This window comes from Rhodococcus sp. AC861, assembly GCF_979256035.1.
In genome coordinates this window covers 624,975-650,077 of the sequence record NZ_CEEDMW010000001.1, presented here as the reverse complement: position 1 = coordinate 650,077, position 25,103 = coordinate 624,975, and the positions used below count along the sequence as shown (strand labels likewise).

The 25,103-nt window shown below is 67.9% G+C and carries 10 protein-coding genes and 1 tRNA gene; 3 read left to right on the top strand and 8 right to left on the bottom strand.

The window, feature by feature from the left end; translation table 11 throughout:
* Nucleotides 1–86: 86 nt before the first annotated feature.
* The 3 genes from AC0IX4_RS03035 to AC0IX4_RS03025 all read right to left on the bottom strand — a co-directional run bounded on the left by AC0IX4_RS03035 (nt 87) and on the right by AC0IX4_RS03025 (nt 2,258).
* Nucleotides 87–362 carry a hypothetical protein gene (locus AC0IX4_RS03035; protein WP_471827974.1) on the bottom strand — a complete coding sequence of 92 codons (276 nt, stop codon included), beginning with the start codon at nt 360–362 and terminating at the stop codon, nt 87–89.
* 52 nt (nt 363–414) lie between these two features.
* The gene (locus AC0IX4_RS03030) at nt 415–1,491 is read right to left on the bottom strand and encodes a ParA family protein (RefSeq protein WP_471827973.1); all 1,077 of its coding nucleotides are present in this window, start codon (nt 1,489–1,491) and stop codon (nt 415–417) included.
* 569 nt (nt 1,492–2,060) lie between these two features.
* Nucleotides 2,061–2,258 carry an excisionase family DNA-binding protein gene (locus tag AC0IX4_RS03025; RefSeq protein ID WP_027506918.1) on the bottom strand — a complete coding sequence of 66 codons (198 nt, stop codon included), beginning with the start codon at nt 2,256–2,258 and terminating at the stop codon, nt 2,061–2,063.
* Between the two features lie 132 nt (nt 2,259–2,390).
* Between AC0IX4_RS03025 and AC0IX4_RS03020 the strand changes: the two genes are divergently transcribed.
* Both AC0IX4_RS03020 and AC0IX4_RS03015 read left to right on the top strand, forming a co-directional pair.
* Nucleotides 2,391–3,029 carry a helix-turn-helix domain-containing protein gene (locus tag AC0IX4_RS03020; protein ID WP_471827972.1) on the top strand — a complete coding sequence of 213 codons (639 nt, stop codon included), beginning with the start codon at nt 2,391–2,393 and terminating at the stop codon, nt 3,027–3,029.
* 296 nt (nt 3,030–3,325) lie between these two features.
* A complete protein-coding gene (locus tag AC0IX4_RS03015; protein WP_471828331.1) occupies nt 3,326–4,330 on the top strand; it encodes a tyrosine-type recombinase/integrase in 1,005 nt (334 codons plus the stop codon).
* A gap of 137 nt (nt 4,331–4,467) precedes the next feature.
* Here the strand turns inward: AC0IX4_RS03015 and AC0IX4_RS03010 are convergent.
* Nucleotides 4,468–4,542 (bottom strand) — tRNA-Thr (locus tag AC0IX4_RS03010).
* Between the two features lie 25 nt (nt 4,543–4,567).
* Nucleotides 4,568–5,707, bottom strand: a complete 1,140-nt coding sequence (locus tag AC0IX4_RS03005; protein WP_056071289.1) for a GGDEF domain-containing protein — start codon at nt 5,705–5,707, stop codon at nt 4,568–4,570.
* 237 nt (nt 5,708–5,944) lie between these two features.
* Here AC0IX4_RS03005 and AC0IX4_RS03000 point away from each other — a divergent pair, with 237 nt between their 5' ends.
* Complete coding sequence (locus AC0IX4_RS03000; RefSeq protein ID WP_042574312.1) at nt 5,945–7,423, top strand: threonine/serine exporter family protein; 1,479 nt, start codon at nt 5,945–5,947, stop codon at nt 7,421–7,423.
* A gap of 3 nt (nt 7,424–7,426) precedes the next feature.
* Here the strand turns inward: AC0IX4_RS03000 and AC0IX4_RS02995 are convergent, their stop codons facing one another.
* From AC0IX4_RS02995 to AC0IX4_RS02985, 3 genes are read right to left on the bottom strand one after another with little or no spacing between them, the layout of a single operon-like run.
* Entirely contained in the window at nt 7,427–7,675 is a 249-nt protein-coding gene (locus tag AC0IX4_RS02995; RefSeq protein WP_027506921.1) for an MbtH family protein, read from the bottom strand.
* Nucleotides 7,672–9,042 carry a lysine N(6)-hydroxylase/L-ornithine N(5)-oxygenase family protein gene (locus AC0IX4_RS02990; protein WP_471827971.1) on the bottom strand — a complete coding sequence of 457 codons (1,371 nt, stop codon included), beginning with the start codon at nt 9,040–9,042 and terminating at the stop codon, nt 7,672–7,674. The genes AC0IX4_RS02995 and AC0IX4_RS02990 overlap by 4 nt, the downstream gene beginning before the upstream one ends.
* Nucleotides 9,043–9,075: 33 nt before the next feature.
* Nucleotides 9,076–25,092 carry an amino acid adenylation domain-containing protein gene (locus AC0IX4_RS02985; protein WP_471827970.1) on the bottom strand — a complete coding sequence of 5,339 codons (16,017 nt, stop codon included), beginning with the start codon at nt 25,090–25,092 and terminating at the stop codon, nt 9,076–9,078.
* Between the last annotated feature and the right edge of the window lie 11 nt (nt 25,093–25,103).

Sequence of the window (25,103 nt, the reverse complement as noted above, 5' to 3'; positions counted from 1 at the left end):
CCAAAATTGTGCTGAACAGGCGATTCAGCGCAGACAGTGCGTTAAGTGAAATTAACGAGCCCAACAACCAGCGTTGCCATCGCGAGCTACCGAACGCGCGGCCCCCGCTGAAGCGGCCCACTTCGCTGTGCGAACGGCCGGCCTTCGTTGTGGGTGACCTCCAGATAATCGACGTACCGTTCCACCGCCTCTGCAGCGAGGTCGGACGGGCCGCGTGGCGCTCCCGGTGTAGCCATCAGGGCCTCGGCCGCATTCAGGAGTCGCTCGCTGGTCTCGACGTAGAAGTAGAACGTCCGCTTGGTCTTGGCGGGCTTGTCCCCCGCCGGGGGCGCTGGAGCAGCGGTGGCCGTACCTGGCACCACTTCGGACACCGGGTCTAGCGGGCTCGAGTTGCCCAAGCTGCTCTTCAGACGCTCAGGACGCGCCATGGCCGACACCTTCCATGAGCAACTCCGACGTGCGGCGGTAGATGCTCGCCAGATTGCGGGCGTCCGTCGTCCCCCAGTCGAGCAGACTGGTCTGCGCCTCGGAAGAATCTTTCAACACAACCCGTTTCGGTACTGGGTCGCCGACGATCGCGATGCAGTCCGCGATCTCCGCCAGCTGCTCACGACCAGCGATGGTGTTGCGTTCGTGAAGGTTGATGATCGCGCCCACCAGCTCCAGCGTCGGGTTGTAGCTGCGGCGCACCACGTCGATGGTGCGTCGCAGCCGTGCCAGACCGTTCGCGGAGAAGAGCGCGGACTGACTGACCACGAGTGCTCGCCGGGCTGCCACCAGAGCATTGATCGTCAACAGGTCCAGACTCGGCGGGCAGTCGATCACCACCAGTCCATACTTCGGAGCGAGTGGCTCCAGCGCATCGCGGAGTCGCCGCTCGCGTCCTGCGCCGCCGAGAATCAGCTCATCCCGCACGAAGGCGAGGGATTCCGAGTTCGGGTCGGTGGCGACCAGGTCCACACCGTCCCAGATGGACGGCGCCACGACGTCGGCGAGGGTGGCGGCCGACCGGTCCGACAACGCGTCCGCAATCCCTGCGTCGCCAGGTGCCGGCTCACCGGCATTAAGCACGGTGCTCAGGTTGCCCTGTGGGTCCATATCGAGTGCCAGTACTCGGTGGCCGGCGCGACGGGCGGCATCAACGATGTGAAAGGTGGTCGTCGTCTTACCTACGCCACCCTTTTGATTGCAGAAGGCGATCACGTTGTGTGACATGTGTGTCCTCTCATATGTCGGAAGTTCGAAGAAAGAGACTTCCCATACCCGCAATACCTGCAATACGGGTGAAGGAAGAAAAGTAAGTGATGGCTGTGTGGGACGAGTGGCGGCATGTACCTCCATACATGCCGCCCCGGTGAAGAGTCCGATACCTGTAATGACCAACTGGGACGTGACACCCGCACGGGACGCAATACCAGCAATGCCACCATCACTGGGGTAGCGGCCGATGGTGACAACACCGCCGACACTGCAATCACTGGTAACTTTCACTGTTATCAACGGACCAGCACCGGAGTCGACCGTTGGCCGGATACACCGACGCGGTCTCCGAGCACTGAACCCGAAAACTGTTGACATGAAGGGTGGTCCCGTCTACTGCATCGGACTACGTGCTGCTACACCCGGACCCCCCAGGGGTGACCCCCAATGTCCGCACCCACGTTGTCCGCTCCACGCCCTCTGGCCCCGCACCCGGATGGGCGCGTGGCTTTCGGTATCGCCACGTCATCAATGATCAGTCGACAGCATGGTGCCCGGGGCCGGTCTCCGGGGATCGCTACAGGGTGCACAGTCAACGGCGGCAGGCTGGTTATCGTCGGGCTCTGCCAGAAAACGACGGTCGCGGGCATAAAAGGCGCCCAGCGTTCAGCACCATCAGCCGAATAGCTGATGTGCGGCTCATCCCGTCAATAAACATCATTGAAGGATGAGCAGGAATGACCTAAGGTCGAATGCAAGAACCTCCGATCTGATGTGAGGCGGTTTGGACGCCCTCGGCCTCGGTGCTGGTAACACCGAGATGCGCCGGGGGCGTCGTTTTGTTCGGGCAGTACTTCAGCTCACGCGACATCCGTCGACAAAGATGCCTGCGCCTCGAGACGTTCGATGTACTCGTCGATCGCGGTATCCGGTATGAGGCGGCGCTTGCCTACCTTGATGCTTTTGATCTCACCGGATGCGAGCTTGTTGAAGAAGTTGGACCGGCCTAAGCCGGTGCGGTCCATACCCTCTTGCACGCTGAACAGCTGTCTCGTCATGACACCCTCCGCTGCGTTAATTCACCACATCCGTTCCGCTGAATGCGACGCGTCCACGTGGTTCCACCACAAACTAGCTGACGCGTGTAATCACCGCAAGAGAACCAGAAGAAGACGGTAGAGTGCGTGTTCATGACGCAAAGCTGGGCCCAAGCGATCGTGGATCGAACGGGGGCCGAGGTCCGCCGACTCCGGACGTCGGCGACCCCGCCGATGTCCGGGCAGGCACTCTCCGACCGCACTGCCGAGCTCGGCCACCACATATCGAGGGCGGTGATCTCCGACCTGGAGACAGGGCGGCGGAGGGGGCTCGACGTCGCTGATCTCCTCACACTGGCCGCAGCGCTCGACGTGGCGCCGGCCCAGCTGCTGTTCCCTGATCTTCCCCGCGGAACTGTGGACGTGCTCCCCGGGGTTTCCCAGGAATCCCACGACGCCGTCAGGTGGGTAGGAGGGGAAAGCGGCCTGTTGATGCTCGAGGATTCGGGATGGTCCGACGAAGCAACCGGGCAGCCGGTTCCGGTGTTCGTGCGCCGCCAGTTCGACGCCCGCAGAGACCGTACGACGCTGACTCACGAATGGCACCGCTCGATCACCGCGATGCGTAGCGCACGAAAGCAGCTGCAGAGGGCACTCGAGAACAACGAATCGCCCGACCAGATCCAAGCCCTGGAGATCATCTACGAGAACGCGCTCAAGCAGACGGCAGCGCATCGGGACACCATGGCCGCGCTCGGCATGACCGTCGGAGATGGACTCCCCCGTGGCTGATCGCTCATCAAGTACGCGATCGACGCGGATCCCTTCGGGAGCACTGAGAAACATCGCTGCCAGTCCGGCTCAGTCGGTCGATGGCTAGAAACCAACTACCCCCGCAGATCCGCAAGATCTCGGTGACCGATCGCCGTACGGCGAAAGAAGTTGTTCGCTACCAGGTCACTGTCGATGCGGGGACGCGAGAAGTACCGCGCCTGCGACCTGACGGATCCACGTACTTGCACACGACGCGATCTCAGTCCCGGCGGCGATTCGATACCGAGAAGGAGGCTCGCGCTTACTTGGCCCGCGTGACCGACGAGGTCAACCGTGGTGTTCACGTCTCGGGTAGCACGCTGTCCGTCGACGAGGTCTGCGAGGCATGGCTCGCGGGCCGGCGAGTGAGACCCACGACGAAGAACGCGTATCGCCACGCGCTGGAGCCGCTGAGACAGTTCCACGGAGCACTGCCGGTACAGAGGTTGACCAAAGGCCACCTCGACTCGCTTGTGACCGCACTCGCCGCCGGCGGAACACCGATGACACCCCAGTCGGTGCGTCGACCGTGGAGCCCGCAATCCATCAATCCCATGCTCAACATCATCTCGGCGGTGCTGACCGACCTCGTCAAACAGGGACTGCTGGTGCGGAACGTCGCTTTGTTGGTGGATCGACTGCCGCGCACCCAGCCGCAGATGCGAACGTTCTCTGTCGAGGAGATGCGCCAAATGTTGGCTTTCGCGCAGACCGATCGAGTGGGACACGCGTGGAACCTGGCCTTGTCCGGCCTGCGCCGCGGTGAGATCTGCGGTCTTCGGTGGTCCGACGTCGACCTGGACGCCGGCGTCATGTCGATCCGCAACAACCGAGTGTCTGTCGCCGGTCAGGCCGTGGACGGACTGACCAAGACGGAACGGTCGAACCGCGATCTTCCCCTGACCCCGGTGCTGACCGCCGCTCTGATTGCCGCCCGTGAGCGTCAGGACCTCGAGAGCGCCGCTGCCGGTGCGAACTATGGACCGGGCACCCATATCGTGTGCGACGTACTCGGCCACGCCTACCACCCCGACACGTTGTCCAACTTCTGGCAGACGGCGTGTAAGCGCGCCGGGGTGCCGCAGATCAGGCTGCACGACGCGCGCCACACCTGCGCGACGTTGATGCACCTGCAGAACGTTCCCATAGCCGTCATCTCGGCATGGCTGGGCCACGCGGATTCCGCCTTCACGATGCGCACGTACGCTCATGCCCCGAACGACGCACTCAAGATCGCAGCGCAGAGCCTCCAAACGATGTCAGACCTCCACGGGAACTGACGACGTCCGCAGGCCCGCTTTTGACCCTTTGCGGAGCAGTTCCGAGTGACTTGTGACAACTCGTGACATCGGGGCCGTGCGACCCATTCCCGCGAAGCGGGCGAAGCCACTTAACCGCAGGTCAAGGTACCTGTAGCTGGAGCCTCCTGTCAGGATTGAACTGACGACCTTTCGCTTACAAGGCGAGTGCTCTACCACTGAGCTAAGGAGGCATGCCCGGCGTACCGGGCGCCACCATCATAACGAGAGGCCTTCCTGCCGACGCCCGCCCACCCCGTCGGTTCCGGAGCCGGCGACGCTGACCCTGTTCCCGCCTTGCCGCTTGGCCTCGTACATGGCGGTGTCGGCGCGGTCGAGCAGGCTGTTGAGCATCACGGCGGTGTCGCCGCGCGCCGTCGACAACGGTATGGATGCCACCCCGATCGAAGCCGAGATGGGGGTCGCGTCGTCGTCTCGATGAATGGCGTGCAGGAGGGCATGGGCGACCGCCGGCCCCCTCGATTCGTCGCCGACGACGACCACCAGGAATTCCTCGCCGCCGATGCGGGCGGACACGGCGTCGAACGACACCCGCCCGATGCGTGCGGCCGCGCGGCGGAGAACGTCGTCTCCGATGGTGTGGCCGAAGCGGTCGTTGACCGACTTGAACGCATCGAGGTCGAGGCAGATCGCGGACACGACGGTCACGTCGTCGGCCGGGATGAGCCGCGCGGTCCGGACCATGGATTCGACGTCCACGAGCATCCCCCGGCGGTTTCGCAGGCCGGTCAACTGGTCGTAGAAGGCACGGGCCGCGTCGTCACGCAGTGCCGTGAAGAAGAAGTGGTTGAGGGAGGACGCCGCGAACAGGATCACGAGGACGGTGATGAGCGTGGACACCGCGGCGGACAGCGTCACGGTGGTGTCGACCACCAGGCGGGTGAACAGGCACAGCGCGACACCGAGAGCCAGCAGCTCGTGAGCCAGGAACACTCGTACGCCGTGGAAGGCGTTGGCGTAGTTGCCGACGGTGACCAGCAGGGCGGCCGACATCACGACGATCTGCGAGGGCGAGAGCGCGAGAAGCACAGAGGCGATGCTGAGATCGGCGATGACGACGAAGCGCAGCGACCACTCTTCTGTGAAGAAGTGGCCGCGTGCCCACGCCACGCCGAGCACCACCGACACGATCGTGCCGACGATGAACACCCACCGCGGTCCGTCCGCTTCGCCGGAGGACAGCGAGGTCACCAGGTCCGCAGTGGTCTTCCCCGCGACGAGAAAGCACGCCGCGGCAATGAGGTAGGGCGCCGTCCGCAGGTAGGCGTGGGTCCGGTGATAATTGGCGACCCACGCGTAGTCGATCTCGGACGACCACCACTCGCGGAGAACACGCACTCGAACCAGCCTCGCATCGTGACGGACATCAGCGACAGAGGTCCCCACTCCGTCGCCTCGAATGGTATGCACGCAATGCCCGGTCGACATCATCAATGCCGGATAATGGCCCATAAACTGTGGTTTCCACGGTCTTCACGACTGTTTCCGCAGATGCCACCTCGTGCAGGGAACACCCGGGGTCACCCGGTACCTTCGTCCTCGAACCACCGGACACGACAGCGGACCGAGAGAGGTATGAGCTTCCTGCAGGGCTTCACATCGACGTTACGACGCATGACGGGTGAACGACGCGCCATCGTCGACACCCCGGCGGGCGCACCCAGTCCGCTCCAGCCCATCGACCTCATGGACGACGCCAGTGTCGCCGAGGTGCTCGACCTCGCAGTTCGCGTCGGTGAGGTGACGCTGGCGGCCGGTACGGGTGCTATCGACACTGCGGCCCAGGTGCAGTTCATCGCCTCGACGTACGGCCTGTCGCGCTGCGACGTGGACGTCACGTACAACTCGATCGTCATCAGCGCCTACCGGGGGCCGACGCTGCCGCCGGCCAGCACGATGCGCATCGTCCACTACCGCTCGATGGACTTCACCCGCCTTGCCGACGTCGACGCCCTGGCCCGCAAGATCCGCATGGAGGTGCCGACGCCGGCCGCCGCTCTGGCCGAGCTCAAGGAGGTCATCACCGCGCCGCACCCGTACAACCGGTGGATCGCCACGCTGGCATGGTCGGGAATGGCTGCCGCGATCTCGGTGCTCCTCGGCGGGGGTGTGCTCGTCGCGGCGGTGAGTTTCTTGACGACGATGGTGATCGACCGTGTCGGGCGCGTGCTGAACCGTGCCGGTCTGCCGTTCTTCTTCCAGCAGGTGGTGGGTGGGTTCATCGCCTCGGCGCCGGCGATCACGCTGTACAGCTTCCAGGATCAACTGGGCATCTCGATCTCGCCGTCGCAGATCATCGCGGCCGGCGTGACGGTGCTGCTGTCGGGGTTGTCGCTGGTGGGCTCGGTGCAGGACGCCATCACAGGTGCACCCATCACCGCCGCCGCCCGATTCTTCGAGTTGTTGATGATGACGGGCGGCATCATCGCGGGCGTCGCGACGACGTTGCGACTGGCCGCGATGCTGGGCGCCGAACTGCCCATCCTGAGCAACGTCGCGCTTCCCGATATCGCGCAGGTGCCGACGAAGGTGCTCGCCGGCGCGTTCGCCGCACTGTTTTACGCCCTGGCCTGCTACGCGGAACGCAGGGGCCTCACGGCAGCGTTCATCGGCGGATTCGCCGGAGCCCTGGTGTTCCTCGTCGCGCAGCAGGTGGGCTTCGGGCCGGTGCTCTCGTCCGCGGTCGCCGCGACGGTGGTCGGGTTCGCGGGTGGTCTGATGGCACGCCGGGCGTTGATTCCGCCGCTGATCGTCGCCGTCGCCGGCATCACGCCGCTGCTTCCCGGCCTGTCGGTCTATCGAGGACTGTTCGCGCTGCTCAACGACCAGACATTGCTGGGACTGAGTGCTCTGCTGGCCGCCGTCGGTACCGGTGGTGCGCTCGCAGGAGGCGTCACGCTGGGCGAATGGGGCGCACGGACACTGCGCCGGCCCCGGATAGTCGAACGCACCGAGTCCCTGCGTCGACCCATCATGAGAATGGGCCGCGCGGACTCGGTGCGGTCGAAGCTTCCGATCAAGAACCGTCGGCGAACCGAACGGGAGTGGAAGTAGGGATCAGGAGGGATTTTCGACGCGGTGGCGACCCGCCGCGTCCTCTTCCATGGCCTCGCGGAGGCTGCGGGGACGCATGTCGGTCCAGTTCTTCTCGACGTACTCCAGGCACGCTGCGCGGCTCTCCTCGCCGAACACGACGCGCCAACCCTGGGGCACCTCGGCGAATGTGGGCCACAACGAGTGCTGATCCTCGTCGTTGACCAACACGTAGAAGCGTCCGTCTTCATCGTCGAACGGGTTGGTGCTCATCTTGCCTCGCTCACTGCAAAAGTCGGTGCCGGGCGATCCCGGCGGGCATTGTCCGTCTCGGCGCGGCTCGCCGCGTCGTCCGTCGAACCGCTGTCGACCCTAGCAAGGACCGCGGCTCCGGCACGCCTCGCAACGATCGAGTCGAGAATTTCTCCTGACCTGACGGCCACATTCGAGAGCAGTGACGACGTGATTCCGTGTGTCGTCTCGGTTCCTCCCTGCAGGTAGACGGCAGGTCCGTCCGATGTGTCTTCCCCGGACAGCAGCCGGTAATCCCGCGTGACGACGCGAGGAGCGTCGTCCGCCGGGGCGAGGTCGCCGAGCAGCGACCGCAGCGGGGCAGGCCGGAAGCCGGTCGCGAGGACCAAGGCGTCGCACACGAGCGTGTCGGCGATGCCGTCGATGGCGTCGCGCACCGTCACCTCGATACCGTCGGCCGACTCGGCTACCGCCTCGATGGTCGAGGCGCGGCGCATGAACAGACGACGGTGGCCGCTGACGCGCTCGGCGTACTCGGTGCGGTAGAGCTCCTCGATCAGCTCGAGGTCGACGACGGAGTAGTTGGTGCTGCGGTGCAGCGCGATGAGCCGCTCACGCTCGTGCGCGGGCGCCCGGTGCAGCTCGTCCACCGCGGAGGGATCGAAGATGCGGTTGGCGTAGGGGCTGTCGTCGGCGGGGCTGTAGCCGTACCGGGAGAAGACGCTGTGTACCTCGGCGTGCGGGTAGTGCGCGTGGAGGTACTGGACGACCTCGGCGGCGGACTGGCCCGCACCGAGAACGGCGAAGCGGCCGTGGGTGGGCTGGGGCAGCTCGGCCATCCGGGGCAGGAAGTCGTGGTTGTGGAAGCAGCGAGCGGACATCTGCGCCCACTCGGGAACGCGCTGGGTCAGGCCGGCCCCGACCGCGACGTTGCGCGTCTGCACCACGGTGCCGTCGTCGCATCGCACGGTGAGGACGTCGCCCTCTGCGGCGATGTCGGTGACGGAGGTGCCGAAACGCACGTCGGCGTCAACCCTGTCGGCCGCCCAGCTGAGGTAGTCGTGGAACTCGTGACGCGTCGGGAAGAACGTCTGGTGGTTGACGAAGTCGACCAGGCGCCCCCGCTCGAACAGGTAGTTGAAGAACGTGAAGCCGCTGCGCGGGTTGCGGAACGTCACCAGGTCCTTCGGGAACGCGATCTGCATCGTCGCGCCGTCGAGAAGCATGCCGGGATGCCACCCGAAGCTGTCCTGTCGTTCGACGAACAGGGCGCGGACACGCTCACTCTCGGCACAGACGGCGTTGTGTTCCTCGATGGCGATGGCCAGCGCGAGGTTGGCGGGACCGAAGCCGACGCCGACAACGTCCATCATCTCTGGTGCGCTCATGTCCGCGAGCTTAGCTTAGGCTGTGCTCACTCACTAGAGCTTACTCGCGGAGTTCAGGTGCAGAGTGAGGCGTTGCACGAACCGACCGATCGCCCCGCGATCACTCCCGGCCGGGAACTGCACCTGCGCGAACAGCGCACCCTCCCCCGCCGGCTCGTGGACGCTGAACGTCAGGTCCGCCCGAGGCCGACCCACGGGAACCGGCAGCAGCGCGGCGCCCGCATCCCCGAGGTCGGCGACGTGGTGGTGGACCATCAGGAACTGCGGACGACGCAGGTTCGACAGTCCCGCCGCGTCGACGATCTCGACGTACGAAGGCCCCGAGCGGTCGAGCCCGGCGACGGTCTCGGCCTGCACGCGCGCCGCGACGGTGGCCAGATCGCCATTCGTCGACGTGCACACAGGGATCAGATCGCTGAACGCCCCGACCATGGCGTGCGTGTCCTCGTGGTCCCGGCCGGCGACGAGAGTCGCGACGACGATCTCGTCCCCCGCCCCGACGTCGGCGAGCGCCAGGGCGAACGCCGCGTGGAGCACGGACACGAGACTCACTCCCGGCACACCGGCCAACTCCGCCCGCAGGGATGCGTCGATCTCCACGGCCATGGCGTCGGATCCCGACTCCCCCACCGTGAACGGCAACTCGACGCGTCCTGGCGCGGACGCCAAGGCTTCGGACCACGCATCGACGGTGCCCGGCGACGCCTCTCGGCGCTCGTTCGCCCACACCGCCACATCGCTGTAGCGGAGCGGGAGCGGGTCCGCCTGGTCGCCGCCCGCGACAGCACTCATCAGATCTGTCAGCAACGGCACCACGGACCACTCGTCGACGGCCCAGTAATGCATGACCACGAGCAGCAGACGTTCCCCTGACGCATTGCGCAGCAACACCATTCGCACGCCCGGTCGCTGCTCGAGGTCGAGAGGCTCCTGCGCGATCTCGAACGCCCGACGTCGGATGTCGTCCTGCGCGACGGCGACAGTCTCGAGCCGCAGCGGATTCCCGAGGGCCGATCCCTGACCAGGGACCAGCACCGAGTGCAACGGCTCGTGTCGAGCCGCCACGGCGTCCACCGCGGCAGCCAGGATCGACTCGTCCACGTCGGGCACCTCGATCACCAGCGCATGATCGGCGAGAACTCGTGTCTCATCGCCGAGCAGGACACTCTCCTGCATCGGCGACAGAGGGACGACAGCCGGCCGCTCTGTCCGTGCCGTCAGGCGTGGCCCGCCTCCCTGCGTACGACCCGAGAACCTGTCGGCCAGTGCGCGCACCGTCGGGGCTTCGAACACGTCGCGCACCGTGATGTCCACGTCGAGACTCGATCGGATGGCCGATACCCACTGCATGGCCGCCATGGAATGGCCACCGAGAGCGAAGAAGTCGTCCTCCGTCCCGAGGGACTCGAGACCCAGGATCGACGCAGCCGACGAGACCAGCGCCCTCTCGACATCGTTCTCGGGTGCCCGTCCGCCGACGACGGCCGACCACTCGGGCTGCGGGAGCGCTGCCCGATCGAGCTTGCCGTTGGGCGTCAGGGGCAGCGTCCCGTCGACCACGACGACGAGGGTGGGCACCATGTAGTCGGGAAGACGCGTCGCGGCGTGAGCGCGCACGTCGTCCCCGTCCAGGTGCCCCTGCCCGGTGACGTATCCGACCAGACGGCTGACGCCCGACGACTCGTGCACGACGACAGCGGTCTGATCGACACCCTCGAACGACGCCAGGGCAGCCATGATCTCGCCCGGCTCGATGCGGAAGCCGCGCACCTTGATCTGGTCGTCGGCGCGGCCGAGGAAGTCGAGGTTGCCGTCGGCACGCCACCGCGCTCGGTCACCCGTGCGGTACATCCGGCCGCCCCCGACGACGTCGGCGACGAATCGGTGGGCGCTCAGCCCGGGTTGCCCCAGGTAACCGCGGGCCAGACCGCGCCCGGCGATGTAGAGCTCTCCGGAGACACCGACGGGAACGGGCCGCAGCCGGTCGTCCAGGACGTAGGCGCGCTCGTTGGGGTCGGGCACGCCGATGGGCACCGACGACGTCCAGCCGGGCTGCGCCTGCCACAACGTGTTGTTGACCGTGGCCTCGGTCAGGCCGTAGGCGGCGAGGAGGTTCAGATGCTCCGACCACGCCGAGATGACCGCGGGCGGAACGGTTTCGGTTCCCACCAGCACGGTGCAGCCCTCGGGCAGCGCACACCCGGGCGGAAGCGCCGCCATCAACGATGGCGGGATGATCGCGTGCGTGACACCGTGCTCGGCACAGAAGTCGGTGAGCTCCGGACCGGCCACGCGTGAGTCGTCCGGAACGATCACGAGGCGCGATCCGGTGCACAGTGCCATCGCGAGTTCGAACACGGCGACGTCGAAGCCGACGGATGCGAACTGCAGGACGACCGACCCCTGCGCCAACGCCATGCGGTCCTCGGCCGTCGCCACGAGGGACGAGATGCCCTCGTGCGGCACGAGGACGCCCTTGGGCCGACCCGTCGATCCGGACGTGTAGATGACGTACGCGGCGGACTCGAGGGATGCCGAACGAGGCGGAAGTTCCCGATCCGTTGCCGACACCGATTCCAGCAGAACATGATCGACGCCCGACGGCACCTGATCGGACACTGCGGCCGTGGTGAGGATCGCCTGCGCGCCGGCGTCGGAAACCATGTAGTCGAGCCGATCGGACGGGTGCTTCAGATCGAGTGGCAGATAGGCGGCACCCACGGCGAGCACGGCCATCGTCGCGGCGATCGTGTCGACCGACCGCGGAACAGCCACGCCCACGATGAACTCCGCGCCGATACCTCTGTCCTGCAGGGCTGCAGCGATGTCTCGGACGCGGGCGTGCAGCTGACGGTAGGTCCAGGTGGTGCGCTCGTCGACCACCGCCACGGCGTCCGGAGTGGCGTGCACCCACCGGAGATAGGAGTCGAACAGCGACTCCTCCGGAACGACGCGGACCGTGTCGTTGAACTGCGTGACGACGCGGTCCCGCTCGCCCGGCAGGAAGATGTCGACGTCGTCGACGCGGACGGTGGCATCGTCGGCCATCGCGGTGAGCACCGCTATCTGGCGCTCGGTGATCGTCTCGGCGGTGCCCTCGTCGAACAGGTCCTCCGCGTACTCGAGTTCCAGCACGAGGCGGTCGGACGTCAGGTCCTCGGTGTAGTTGAACACCAGATCGAACTTCGCCGGCGTCATCGGCGTCGCATCACCGTCGGCCATCGGGCCGGTGTGGTGACTGATCATGACCTGGAACAACGGGTTACGCGACATGCTCCGCTCCGGCGCCACGCGTGCGACGACCGCGTCGAACGGCACGTCGGCATGGGAGAAGGCAGCAAGGTCGACAGCCCGGGCATCGAGGACGCTCTCCTCCAGCGTGCGATCACCGGACACATCGGACCGCAGCACCAGCGTGTTGACGAAGAACCCGACCAGTTGATCCAGGCCCTCCTCCCCGCGGCCGGCGACGGGTGCGCCGAGCACGATGTCGTCGGACCCTGTCATGCGGTGCAGCAGCACCGACGCGGCGGCATGGACAGTCATGAAGACGCTGGCATCCGTGCGACGACCCAACGCTCGTAGCCGGCGGACGACGTCCGGGTCGATCTCTCGCCGGATCACCGACCCGCGGTGACTCGGGCGCGGTGGTCGCGGGCGGTCGGTCGCGAGCTCGATCTCGTCGGGCGCACCGGCCAGAGCGTTCTCCCAGTAGGCGAGTTGGCGTCCGGCCAGGGACAGCGGATCGGACGGTTCACCGAGGAGCTCCGACTGCCACAGCGAATAGTCGGCGTACTGGACGGGCAGTGGCGGACGGGTGTCCACGGTGCCGGCCAGGCGCGCCGCGTAGGCCGCCATGAGGTCCGCCAGCAACGGCCGGTCCGACCACTCGTCGGTCGTGATGTGGTGCAGCACCAGGACGACGACGCATCCCTGCTCGACCGTCACCACCGCCGCGCGGATCGGGATGTCGCGGCGCAGGTCGAACGGTCGCTGCACCATCTCCGCGACGACCGGCGCGGGATCACCGTCGTGGAACACCACGGACGGCGTCACGTCGGTCAGAACACGCTGTGCGAGAACGCCGTCGGCGTCGTCGAACACTGTTCGCAGACTTTCGTGACGGTCGACCACATCGCCCAGCGCAGCAGCGAAAGCCGACGGGTCGACCCGCTCCGGGAGCGGAACGACAATGGGGAAGTTGTACGCAGCCGAGGCCGGATCGAGTTGATGCAGCAGCCACAACCGTTGCTGCGCAGCGGACATCGGGACGACCGCCGGCCGCTCGACGGGCCGGAGGACGGGCCGGTCGTCGCGACGTCGACCGTCGACGACGACAGCGAGAGCCGCGACGGTCGGTGCATCGAACAGGTCACGAACGGCCAGCTCACAGCCCAGAGCGGTCCGCGCGCGACCGATGACGCGAGTGGCCAGCAAGGAGTGGCCGCCGAGATCGAAGAAGTCGTCGTGGATGCCGGTGCCGACGCGGCCCAACACGTCGTCGAACACTCCGCACAGCGTGCGCTCGGTCTCGGTGCGCGGCGGCGTGGCAGCGGTGTCGACCTCGTCCGGCGCCGGCAGCGCCGCGACGTCGAGCTTGCCGTTCACCGTCATCGGGAATTCGGACACCAGGACCACGGCGGGGACCATGTAGTCGGGAAGTACCGCGGCACAGGATGTGCGGACTGAGTCGGCATCGTCCGCGTCCACGTACGCCACCAGGCGCGCGAGTCCGCCCGGCCCGGTGGAGACGACGACGGCAGCGCGGCGCACTCCGTCGAGTGCCGTCACGACCGAGGCGACCTCGCCCGGTTCGACGCGGTGCCCGCGGATCTTGACCTGGTCGTCGGTGCGTCCGAGGTAGTCGATGAGCCCGGTCTGCGTGCGGCGCACCAGGTCGCCCGTGCGATACATCCGGGAGCCGTCACCCGAGGGGTCGGCGACGAAGCGATCAGCGGTCAGTCCGAACCGGTCGGCGTATCCGCGGGCCAATCCTGCTCCCGCGATGTACAACTCCCCCGCCACACCGTCCGGGACGGGCCTGAGCCAGCTGTCCAGGATGTGCGCGCGGGTCGACCGGATGGCAGTTCCTACGGTGGGCGTGGCACTGTCGTCGGTTCCGGCACCGAGGGTGTTGATCGTGTACTCGGTGGGTCCGTACAGGTTGTAGCCCAGCACGCCGTCGGTGTTGCGCAGCGTGGTCCAGACGTCGTCGCCCACGGCTTCGCCGCCGAGCAGCACCAGCGCCGGTCGGTACCCGTCGAGAAGACCGGTGTCGAGAAGCAGGGCCGCGTAGGTGGGAGTCACGTTCACGACGTCGATGCGGTGGGCGTTCCCGTACGCCACGAGTGCCTCGGCGTCGCGTCTGAGCACCTCGTCGGCGACGTGCACCTCATGGCCTTCGACCAGCCACAGCAGTTCCTCCCACGACATGTCGAAGGCGAACGACACGGTATGCGCGATACGCAGAGTTCGGCCCGCCGCGGCAGCTACGACGGGATCGAAGATCTCGCGCTGGTGGTTGAGCTGCATGTTGGTCAGACCCCGATACGGCGTGACGACGCCCTTGGGCGTGCCCGTCGATCCGGAGGTGTAGATGACGTAGGCCGGGTGATCGAGACGTCCCGGCGAACCGGGAACGAAGCGGCCCAGTTCGGCTGGCGTCAGCGGTGTGTCGTCGAGCTGTTCTCCGAGCACCACGACGCCGGGCCGACCCGACAATCTGGCGGCCACCGCCGACGTGGTGAGAATGCAGAGTGGTCGAGCATCGTCGAGGAGTGCGTGCACCCTCGCGTCAGGATGGTCCAGTTCGATGGGCAGATACGCCGCGCCCGTGCGCAACACGGCGAACAGTGCGACCACCATGTCGAGGCTGCGCGGAATCGCCAGTGCCACGACGGTCTCGGGTCCGGCGCCGCGCCCGAGAAGCATGCGCGCGACACCGTCGATGCGAGAGGCCAACTCGGCGTAGGTGAGCGAGTCCGATCCGGCGACGAGCGCCACCGCGTCCGGTGAGGCCTCCGCCGTCCGGAGCAGCATCTCGGTGACCGTCACGTCGGGAACACTCTCGAGGTCCGCGGAGTCCCTGACCACCGGCGTGACGACGGAGTCGGCGCCACGGTCGGCGTAGGTCGACAGCAGGTCGACGAACTCGTCGGTCACCAGGTCGACGCGCTCGACGTCGATGGCCTCCGGCCGGTACTCGACAGTCACGGCCAGCCGGTCCCCCGGCGTCACCACGACCGTGAGCGGGTAGTTCGTGTGGTCGATGCTGTCGCTGCCCTCGACTCCGTGCGCGGCGTTCAACGCCGACGCCGAGTCCTGGTTCACGAAGTTCTGCACCACGCAGAGGGTGTCGAACAGGGTGCGGTGCGGGGACACCTCGATGATCTCGGCGAGGCCGAGGTAGTCGTGCTCCATCGCCTCGACACGCTCGTTCTGCATGCGGCGCACCAGCGCGTCGATGCTCTCCCGAGGATCCAGCACCGCGCGCACCGGGACCGTCGACAGGAACATGCCCGGCGCGCTGTCCAGACCGTCCACCTCGGGCGGGCGTCCTGCCACGGTGATACCGAAGACGACGTCGGTCCGACCGGTGGCCGACGAGATCGCCAGCGCGAGTGCGGCGGTGACGACGGCATTGAGGGTGACGCCGCGCTCGCGTGCCGCACCGACGAGGGACGACGAGGTGTCCTCGTCGAGCTCTGCTCTGCGGCGCAACGGGATTCCGACAGGTGGCGCGAGGCGGTGCGCCAGCAGCGTCGGATCCTCGAGACCGCCCAGTGAGGTCGCCCATGCACGCCGCGCCGCGTCGCGATCACGCGAGGCGAGCCACGTCAGGTAGCGCGCGAAGGTGGTGTCGGGCGTGCTCGACAGGTCGGGGTTCTCGTAGCGCGCCAGCAGTTCGCCGACGACCAACCCGTTGGACCAGCCGTCCCACACGAGGAACTGTCGGTTGATCACCACCCGGTCGCGCCCGTCCGGCAGGCGGAGCAGCAGCACTCGCCACAGTGGCGGCGACGCGAGATCGAACGGGGTGTCCCGGTCGGTCTGCATGATCTGCTCGGCCTCGGACTCGCTCTCGACGGACACGTCCCGGACCGGGACGTCGTAGCGTGCCGACACCACCTGCACCGGTACGCCGGCCGCTGTCTGCGTGAACCCGGTACGCAACTGGGGGTGGCGCCGCGCCACTGCTGTCGCGGCCGCCTGCAGACGTGGCAGGTCGAGGCGGCGTCCGAAGTCGAGGGCGAACTGCGCGGTGTAGATGTCGCGCTCACCGGCCGTGAGACTCTCGAAGACCAGACCCTCCTGCAGCGGGGTCAGCGGCCAGACCGTCTCGACCGAGTCGCCGAGCGCCGTCAGGTCGTCTTGCGTGACCTGCGCGAGGGGCACATCCGAGGGTGTCAGACGGGGTGGACCGGTGTGTGTCGCCGCGGCGTCCACGAGCTCGTCGAGGGCGCGGGACCATTCCGTGGTGATGGTGTCGATGTCACTGTGCTGCAGATGCATCGACGACCACGCGAACGCTGCCGACAGCACGTCGCCCTCGCACACCACGTTGATCACGAGGCGGTACGGACCACCCATGTCGGGATCGGGATCCGTCCGCAACGGTTCCGGTGCGCGATCGAACGGCGCGGTGCCCGCAGCGGGCACGCGGCCCAGGTAGTTGAGGAGGATCTGCGAGCGCTCTCCGCGAGCGAGAACCGCTGCGGTGCGGGCATTCCCGTACCGCAGGAGGCCGTACCCCAGACCGGCGTCGGGTGCTTCCCGCAATGCCTCCTTGGTCTCGAGCAGAACAGCCGTCGGATCGGTGCCGGCACGCAGTCGCACCGGCGCGATGGAGGTGAACCAGCCCGTCGTACGGGTCAGGTCGGCCCCGCCCTGATCGGTCCGGCCATGACGCTCGAGATCGACGAGCACATCGTGGTCCAGCGACCATCGCGTCAGAGCAACCCGGAGCGCCGCGGCGATCACGTCGGTGACGTCCGCCCCGACGAACGCGGGGACAGCTCCGAGCACCGCGGACGTGACATCGGGAGTGAGGTCGACACGGACGACATCGCCCTGTCCGACCACGGCATCCCCGTCGTCCGGGCCCAGCGAGGCACCGGGTGCGGTGACCGCGGACCAGTACGGCAACTCGGCGAGACGCTCCGCGCTGTGGGCACTCTCGTCGAGAAGGCGCCCGTAGGAGCGCAGCGAGGTCCGCACGCGGGCCGGCGCCGGGTCCTGCCCGCTGTCGTGCGCGATCCAGGCCAGCGCCAGGTCCTCCAGCAGAATCGACCAGGACACTCCGTCGACGACCAGGTGGTGCGCAACCAGCAACAGGCGCCCGGAATCGGCACCGCGGTCGAACCACACGACGCCGATCACGTGTCCGTCCGCCGGGGCGAGTCGATCGGCCGCAGCATCGGACTGTTCGGCGACCAGCTCGGCGAACTCGTCGTCGCTCAGCACCGTGGAGTCGACTCGCAGAACCGTGGTGGGGGCGTCGGCACGCACGGCGGTGGTCCACACACCGGGCGCATGCCGCGTGAGGACGGTGCGCAGGCTGTCGTGATGCGCAACCACCGCGTCCACGGCGCGCTGGGGCGTCGTCGGCAGTGCGGGTGCGGGGACCACGATCAGCGATGCCTGGTTGAACCTGTCGGTGCTGCCGGACCATTCGGAGAGTCGGTGGACCACCGGCAGTGCGCGGAGCTCGCCGATGCCCGACTCGACCGCCGCCGCGGCGGGTTCCGGCGCGTGTACCTCGGCGACACCCGCGAGCGCCCGAGGCGTGCGCTGCTCGAAGACGTTGCGGGCCGTGATCTCGAGACCACTCCCGCGTGCGAGGTTGACCAGGCGGATGGCGAGGATGCTGTCGCCGCCGCGGGCGAAGAAGTCGTCGTCCGCGGACACGGGTGCGCCACCGAGAACGGTGGAGAAGTGTCCGCACAGTACGGCGACGGGCCCGCTCGACACGGTGTCCTCGTTCGGGGCTGCGGGGGTGGCCAGTGACGCGAGAAGTGCAGCGCGGTCGAGCTTTCCGCTCGGACCCGTCGGCAGGTCGGTGACGACAGCGAGAGTGGTGGGCACCATGTGCTCGGGCAGCATCGCGGCCACGTGGGCACGGATCTCGGTCTCGGGAGCGGAGGCGACGACGAAGGACGCGAGCTGCGCCGTTCCGCGGTCGGTCCGCACCACCGTGGCCGCGCGCTCGACGTCGGGATGGGACCGGAGCGCGGCGTCGATCTCGCCGAGTTCGATACGGAATCCTCGGACCTTCACCTGTGAGTCCGCGCGTCCGAGGTACTCGAGTGTGTCCGCGGTGCGGCGCACCACATCGCCTGTGCGATAGAGCCGTTCGCCCCCGGATCCGGCGACGAATCTGGTCGCCGTCAGAGCCGAACGCTCGAGGTATCCGCGGGCCAGTTGCGGACCGGACAGATAGAGCTCACCTGTCGTCCCGGCCGGGACGGCTCCGAGCCACCCGTCCAGCACCCGGTACCCGACGGCGGGCAGAGGAGTGCCGATGGGAACGACATCGCCGTCGATGCTCTGGACGCCGAGGGCTGCCGTCACGTCGACGGCCGCCTCGGTGGGTCCGTACAGGTTGTCGAGCCGGACGTTCGGGAGCAGCTGGGCGACCCGACGTGCGGACTCTGCGGACAACGCTTCGCCACTGCAGACGATGACACGTAGCGACGTGCAGGAGGACACGTCCGGATCGGTGAGGAACGCGTCGAGCATGGACGGGACGGAGTGGATCCACGAGATCGACTGTGCACGAATCACGTCGACCAGGCGTGCCGTGTCACGGTGCGCGTCGGGGTCGGCGAGGACCAGGGTCGCCCCCGAGACCAGCGGCCCGAAGAACTCACTGACCGACACGTCGAAACTGGACGGAGTCTTCTGCAGCACGCGGTCGCCGACAGCCAGCGGAGTGGTCTGCCGCATCCACTCGAGGCGGGGCACGATGGCGCTGTGCGGCACCACCACTCCCTTGGGTCGACCGGTCGACCCCGAGGTGTAGATGACGTACGCGGCGTCCGCCGGGGCGGGCGACGCGAGCAGGGCGGCAGGCAGTTCCGCGAGGTCACCGTCGAGAACGAGTACCGGGCGTGCGTCCTCGACCATGAACGCCAGGCGGTCGGCGGGGTATCCCGGATCGAGCGGCAGGTACGCGGCGCCGGTCTTCACGACGGCCAGCAGCGCGACCACCAGGTCGACGGACCGTGGGAGCGACACGGCGACGACGGCGCCCGGGCGCGCACCGCGCTCGACCAGGGCTGCGGCGACGCGATCGACCCGCGCGTGCAGCTCCGTGTACGTGAAGGAGTGGTCACCGTGGACAAGGGCGACCGCGTCCGGTGTCGCGACGAGCTGATCGTTCAGCAGGTCGACCAGCGTTCGACTCGGGACCGGCTGCGGCCCTTCGTGTTCGGTCGGTTCGGGCGCACTCCGGATCTCGGCGAGACGCGTGTCGCCCGGGGCGGTGGCCACAGCGACGATGCTGTCGACGAGCGACGTCGCCATCGAGTCGGCGACGAGGGCGGCGTCGTACTTCAGTTCCAGCGTCAGTCGATCACCGGGAATCACCATGAGGGTCAGCGGGTACGGCGAGTTCTCGTCGACACGGACGCCGGTCAGCGCTATCTGCCCGGTCGGGTCGGTGACGGCGGTGGTGCCCAGAGGGTAGTTCTCGACGACCACGAGCGAGTCGAACAGGGAATCGACACCCGTGACGCGGCGCAGTGCCGGCACCCCGAGGTGATGGTGATCGAGAAGGTCGGCCTGCTCCTGCTGCCACCGCTGCACAGCGGTCGCGACGGTGTCCTCCGGCCGGAGACGCAGGCGCGCCGGAATGGTGTCGATGAACAACCCCACCATGCCCTCGATACCGGGCACCGGCGCCGAGCGTCCCGACACTGTCGATCCGAAGACGACATCGCGGCGCCCGGTCACGCGGGCGAGCGACAGCCCCCACGCGCAGTGCAGCATCGACCCCAGAGTCACTGCGGCGTCGCGGGTTCTGTCTCCGATGGTGCGGGTGACGTCCTGTGACAGCTCCACACGGACGGTGCGGGTTCCTGTCCCGGACGCGCCGAAAGCAGGCACGGGAACCGACTCCTGCACTCCCTCCAGCGCCTCGCGCCATACTCGCGTCGACGCCTCCGTGTCGCGGCCGACCAGGTGGCGGACCCAGGCGGCGGGCTGGGTGACGGGCAGGCCGGACAGCGGTCCTGTCGTGTACGACGCGAGCATCTCGCGCACCATGATCGGGATGGACCAGCCGTCCGCGACGATGTGGTGGATCGACTGCACCAGCGACCACGACGTGTCGTCGTGGCGCACCACCGCGTACCGCACCAGCGGCGCGGACGTCAGTGGAAGTCCGGCGCGACGCTGATCGGCGAGGACGTCGTCGACGCTGCCCGTCTCGACGTTTAACGGCACGTCCACCCGGGAGTGCACCACCTGCACCACACGGCCGTCCTGCAGCGGGCAGAAGCTGGTGCGCAGGGACGCGTGGCGTGCGACGACACGTTCCAGGGCGGTCCGCAGCAGTTCCGGCTCGAGTGGTCCGCTGAGGGTCAGGACTTGCTGCACCACATAGGGATCGGTGTCGTCGAACGTGCTGTGGAAGTAGATGCCTTCCTGCACGGGTGTCAGCGGCAGCACGTCCTCGACGTCGCTCGGGAGCGACGACAGGTCGTCGTCCGTCAGCGCTGCAAGAGGAAAATCGCTCGCTGTGCGCCGTGCCGACGGGGCAGCCGCCGCGAGACGAGACAGGGCGGCCGACCATGCGTCGACGAACGACTCGTCGACCACGCCGGGAACGCGTCGTACTGTCGTCGTCACCCGGCCGTTCGACTCCAGCACGTCGAGCGTCAGGGCGTGCGACGCGGGCCGCTCCGGGTCCGCTCCACCGGTGAACGTCACCCCGCTGTCGCCGCCGCGGCCGAGGTAGTTGATCAGCACCCGTGGGGGATTCGCGGCCGCCAGGTCTTGCGTGAGGTAGCGGAGCGCACCGTAGCCGAGTCCCGAGTCCGGGCCGGCGCGCAGATGGTCCCGGACCTGCAGCAGCACATCGGCATCGGACAGGTCCCCGGTCGGAACCACGACGGGCCGCACGGTGGTGAACCACCCGACGGTGCGGGACAGGTCGAGCGACGGGTCACCGAGAGCGTCGACGTCGCGGCCGTGGCCTTCCACCTCGACCACGATCGACGGAGCCGAATACCCGTCCCAGGATGCGAGGGCGACGCCCAGTGCCGCGAGCAGCACCTCGGTCGGACCGGTGCGATACGCCGCCGCGACGTCGCCCAGCAGTGCACTGCTGTCGGCCTCGGACGCCGTGACCACATGGGTCACCATCGTGCCGTCGGTGTCGACGGCAGGATCGAGTTCCCGCGTGCCGACGGTGCCGCTCACGGTTCCGAGAACGTCACGCCACCAGGGCAGTTCGTGATTCCAGTGGCCCGCGCGAGCGGCACTCTCGAGCACGTCGGCCCATCGTCGGACGGACGTCGTCACCGGAGGCAATGCCGCCTCGCGCCCCTCCACCATCGCGGACATCGTCGCCAGCAGATCGCCGAGCAGGATGCGCCACGAGACACCGTCGACGACCAGATGATGCACGGCCAGGACGAGCACGTCGTCGCCGAGCGACGCCGCCACCATGCCGCCGGGACGCTCGTGCGCCAGGCGAGCCACGGTCTCGTCGGTCGACGTGTCGTTCGAGATCTCCACCGGTTCGTGTGTGTCCGGGACGGTGAGGGCGCCGTCGCGCCACACTGCCCGCAGCGCCGGGTGGTGCGCGACGACATGGCGCACCGCCGCCCGGACGACATCGCCGTCGATGTGCGCCGGCACGGGGATACGAGCGGTCTGATGGAAACGGCCGAGGCGATCGTCCTGGTCGAGGACACGAGCGACGATGGGAGTCGTCGCCACGATGCCCGTGGGATCGTCGTCCACCACGACGAGGTCGGCAGGGGCAGCGGCGGCGATGGCCTCGGCGGTACGGAGCGTGAACACCTCACGCGGGCCGATCGCCAGACCCCGTGCACGCGCCTGCGCGACGACGGTGAGGGCGACGATGCTGTCGCCGCCGAGGGCGAAGAAGTCGTCGGTCACGCCGACGCTGTCCACGCCCAGCGCCGAAGCCATGGCCTCGCACAGCACCCGCTCACGCTCGGTGCGCGGCGCGACTGCTTCTCCCCTGGCCTGTTCCGGATCGGGGAGCGCTCGGCGATCCACCTTGCCGTTGGCCGTGGTGGGGAACGCGTCCAGGACGACGAAGGCGGACGGCACCATGTATTCGGGGAGCAACCGCGCACAGTGCGCACGGAGAGCATCCACGCCGACGCCCGGAGCGATGACGTATCCGGCGAGAAATGCTGCGCCGCTTCCGGTCCGACGGACATCGACCACGGCGCGGCGGACACCGGCGCACGACGCCACCGCGGCCTCCACCTCTTCGAGTTCGAGGCGCATGCCGCGGATCTTCACCTGATTGTCGACGCGTCCGAGGAAGTCCAGCGTGCCGTCCTCGGTCCAGCGAGCGCGGTCACCGGTGCGGTAGAGGCGCGCGCCGTCGTCCGAGAACGGGTCCGCCACGAACTTCGACGCGGTCATCTCGGGCGCTCCGACGTACCCGCGACCGAGGAGGAATCCCCCGGCGTACAGCTCGCCGCCCACTCCGACGGGCACCGGCCGCAGAGCCGAGTCCAACACGTACAGCCGGGTATTCGGGTTGGGTCTGCCGATGGACGTCGCGATGCGCGGCGCATCGCCGGTGTAGATCACGTGCGACACACCGATGGTCGCCTCGGCCGGTCCGTACCCGTGGTACAGCGTCGTCGTCAGCTGGGATCGGAAGCGCGAGAACAGTTCCGGTGTCAACACCTCACCGCCGCACCACACGTGCCGCAGTCCCGACAGCGACCCGTCGGTGTCCAGCGCGAGCAGCGCGTCGAGCATCGACGACACCAGGTAGACGAACGTGACGTGGCGCCGCGCGATGATGTCGAGGAGGTAGAGGCCGTCGCGTTCACCGCCGGGCTCGGCGACGACGAGCGTGCCGCCGGACAGCAGCGGCAGCAGGATCTCGTTCACCGAGATGTCGAACGACAGCGGAGCTTTGAACAGCGACGCGTCACCGGGCCCGAAGCCCAACACGCGATCGCGCTGCCAGGTCATCCGCGCACAGATGGCCTCGTGGCGGATCATCGCGCCCTTCGGCGTTCCGGTACTGCCGGAGGTGAAGATGACGTACGCCAATCGCGACCCGTCGATACGCAGGGCGGGAGCGTGTGTCGAGAACTCGTCGAATCGCCAGTCGTCCAGATCGACCGTCCACTCGTCGGATCCACCGAGCACGATCGCGGTGCGGGAATCGCGCTGCACACGGTCGCGGCGATCCTGCGGCCACTCGGGGTCGAGCGGAACGAAGGCACCGCCGGCCACCATCGCGGCGAGCACTCCGACGACCATCTCGAGGGAACGTGGCATCGAGATGGCAACCACGCCTTCGGGTTCCAGACCGGCGGCCAGGAGCGCGTTCGCGAGCTGGTTCACCTTCGCGCCCAGCTTCGAGTACGTCAGCTCCTTCTCGCCCAGCACGACGGCGAGCGCATCGGGAGTGGCTGCGATCTGCGCGGCGAACAGCTCGGGCACGGACACCGAGACCGACGGCTCTGCCGTGTCGTTCCACTCGTGCACGACACGGGTGCGGTCCGCGGCCGATATGAGCTGCAGGGACGACAACGTCGTGTCGGGATGCGCCAGAACCTGATCGAGAACCAGGCCGAACCGGTCGCGATGCCCGATCAGCGCGTCGTGCGCACCGGGCCGTGACCGCAGGTCGAAGACCAGCGACTCGTCGTCGCGGCCACCGGTGACCGTGACGTCGAGATCGCGCACCGGGCCGGTCTCCAGGCTGCGCATGTGCGCCGGGAACCCGCCGACGTCGATGCCGTGCTGCACCATCAGGACGTTGATGCCCGGACCGTGAACCAGACGGTGAGGATCGTCCTCGCGCAGTGCACGCACGATGTCCTCACCGCGGAACCGGCCGTGACGCACCGCGCCGATCGACGCGCGTTCGAGTTCCCTGGCGACGTCCGCGACGGTCATCGCCGGGGTCAGCTGCAACCGCAACGGAAGGATGGTCGACGCCATGTACGGCGTCGTCCGCGCACGCCTGCCCACACGGGCAGTCGACGGCAGGGACACCATCAGGTCGTAGGTGCCCGTCACGGCGGCCAGGTACGCCACCCACACGGCGGGGGCCAGCCGGGTGCGGCGGATGTCGTGCTCCTCGCCGTACGCGTACAGCGGCGCCAGGCGGCCGGAGGGTGCCGAGACACGTTCGGTGACGGCGGAGCCGGTGTCCGGGACGTCGGGCAGCAGCAACGGCGGCTCGGGGGCATCGGCCAACCGGCCGATCCAGTACTCGCGGTCGCGTCGGAAAGCATCCGACCGGCGGTACTCGGCATCGGCGTCGACAAGCGGTTCGAGGGCCCACGCACCGGGGGCTGTCCGGCGACTCGGATCGGCGTAGCGCGCGCGGACCTCGTTGAAGATCAGCGACATTCCGAAGCCGTCGACGACGGCGTGGTGGTAGCGCTGATGCCAGAGAACGTGGTCGTCGGCCAGCCGGAGCAACGCGGTTCCGAACAGGTCTCCCGCGCCGGTCGTGTCCGCCGACGCGATGTCCGCGGCGATCCACGCCTGCGCCTCGGCCATCGGATCGGCCGCCGAACGCAGATCGACGAGCGCTACCGACCACTCGTCGTCGTGCACGCGGTGTTGGACGGGCTGCTCGCCGCTGAAGTCGAAGCGGACGTGGACGGCGTCCGCCTCGGCGATGACCGAGCGGATCACCTCGCGTGCGTGGTCGACGTCCAGCGGGCCGGTGATCTCGACCTGCAGCGAGATCACGAAGTCGGTGCGCTCACCCAGGAAGTGCTGCGCGGTCCAGACCTCGGCCTGCGCGGTGGTGAGCGGAAGCGTGGAGATTCGTGGCAGCGCTTCGCCGACCGTGACCCGTTGCATGAACGTAGGCT

Excerpts from the sequence above, each read along its gene's own strand:
- AC0IX4_RS02990 (WP_471827971.1), bottom strand. The coding sequence starts at position 9,042 with ATGAGCGCACCAGAGATGATGGACGTTGTCGGCGTCGGCTTCGGTCCC.
- AC0IX4_RS02995 (WP_027506921.1), bottom strand. The coding sequence starts at position 7,675 with ATGAGCACCAACCCGTTCGACGATGAAGACGGACGCTTCTACGTGTTG.
- AC0IX4_RS03025 (WP_027506918.1), bottom strand. The coding sequence starts at position 2,258 with ATGACGAGACAGCTGTTCAGCGTGCAAGAGGGTATGGACCGCACCGGC.
- AC0IX4_RS03000 (WP_042574312.1), top strand. The coding sequence starts at position 5,945 with ATGAGCTTCCTGCAGGGCTTCACATCGACGTTACGACGCATGACGGGT.
- AC0IX4_RS03020 (WP_471827972.1), top strand. The coding sequence starts at position 2,391 with ATGACGCAAAGCTGGGCCCAAGCGATCGTGGATCGAACGGGGGCCGAG.
- AC0IX4_RS02985 (WP_471827970.1), bottom strand. The coding sequence starts at position 25,092 with ATGCAACGGGTCACGGTCGGCGAAGCGCTGCCACGAATCTCCACGCTT.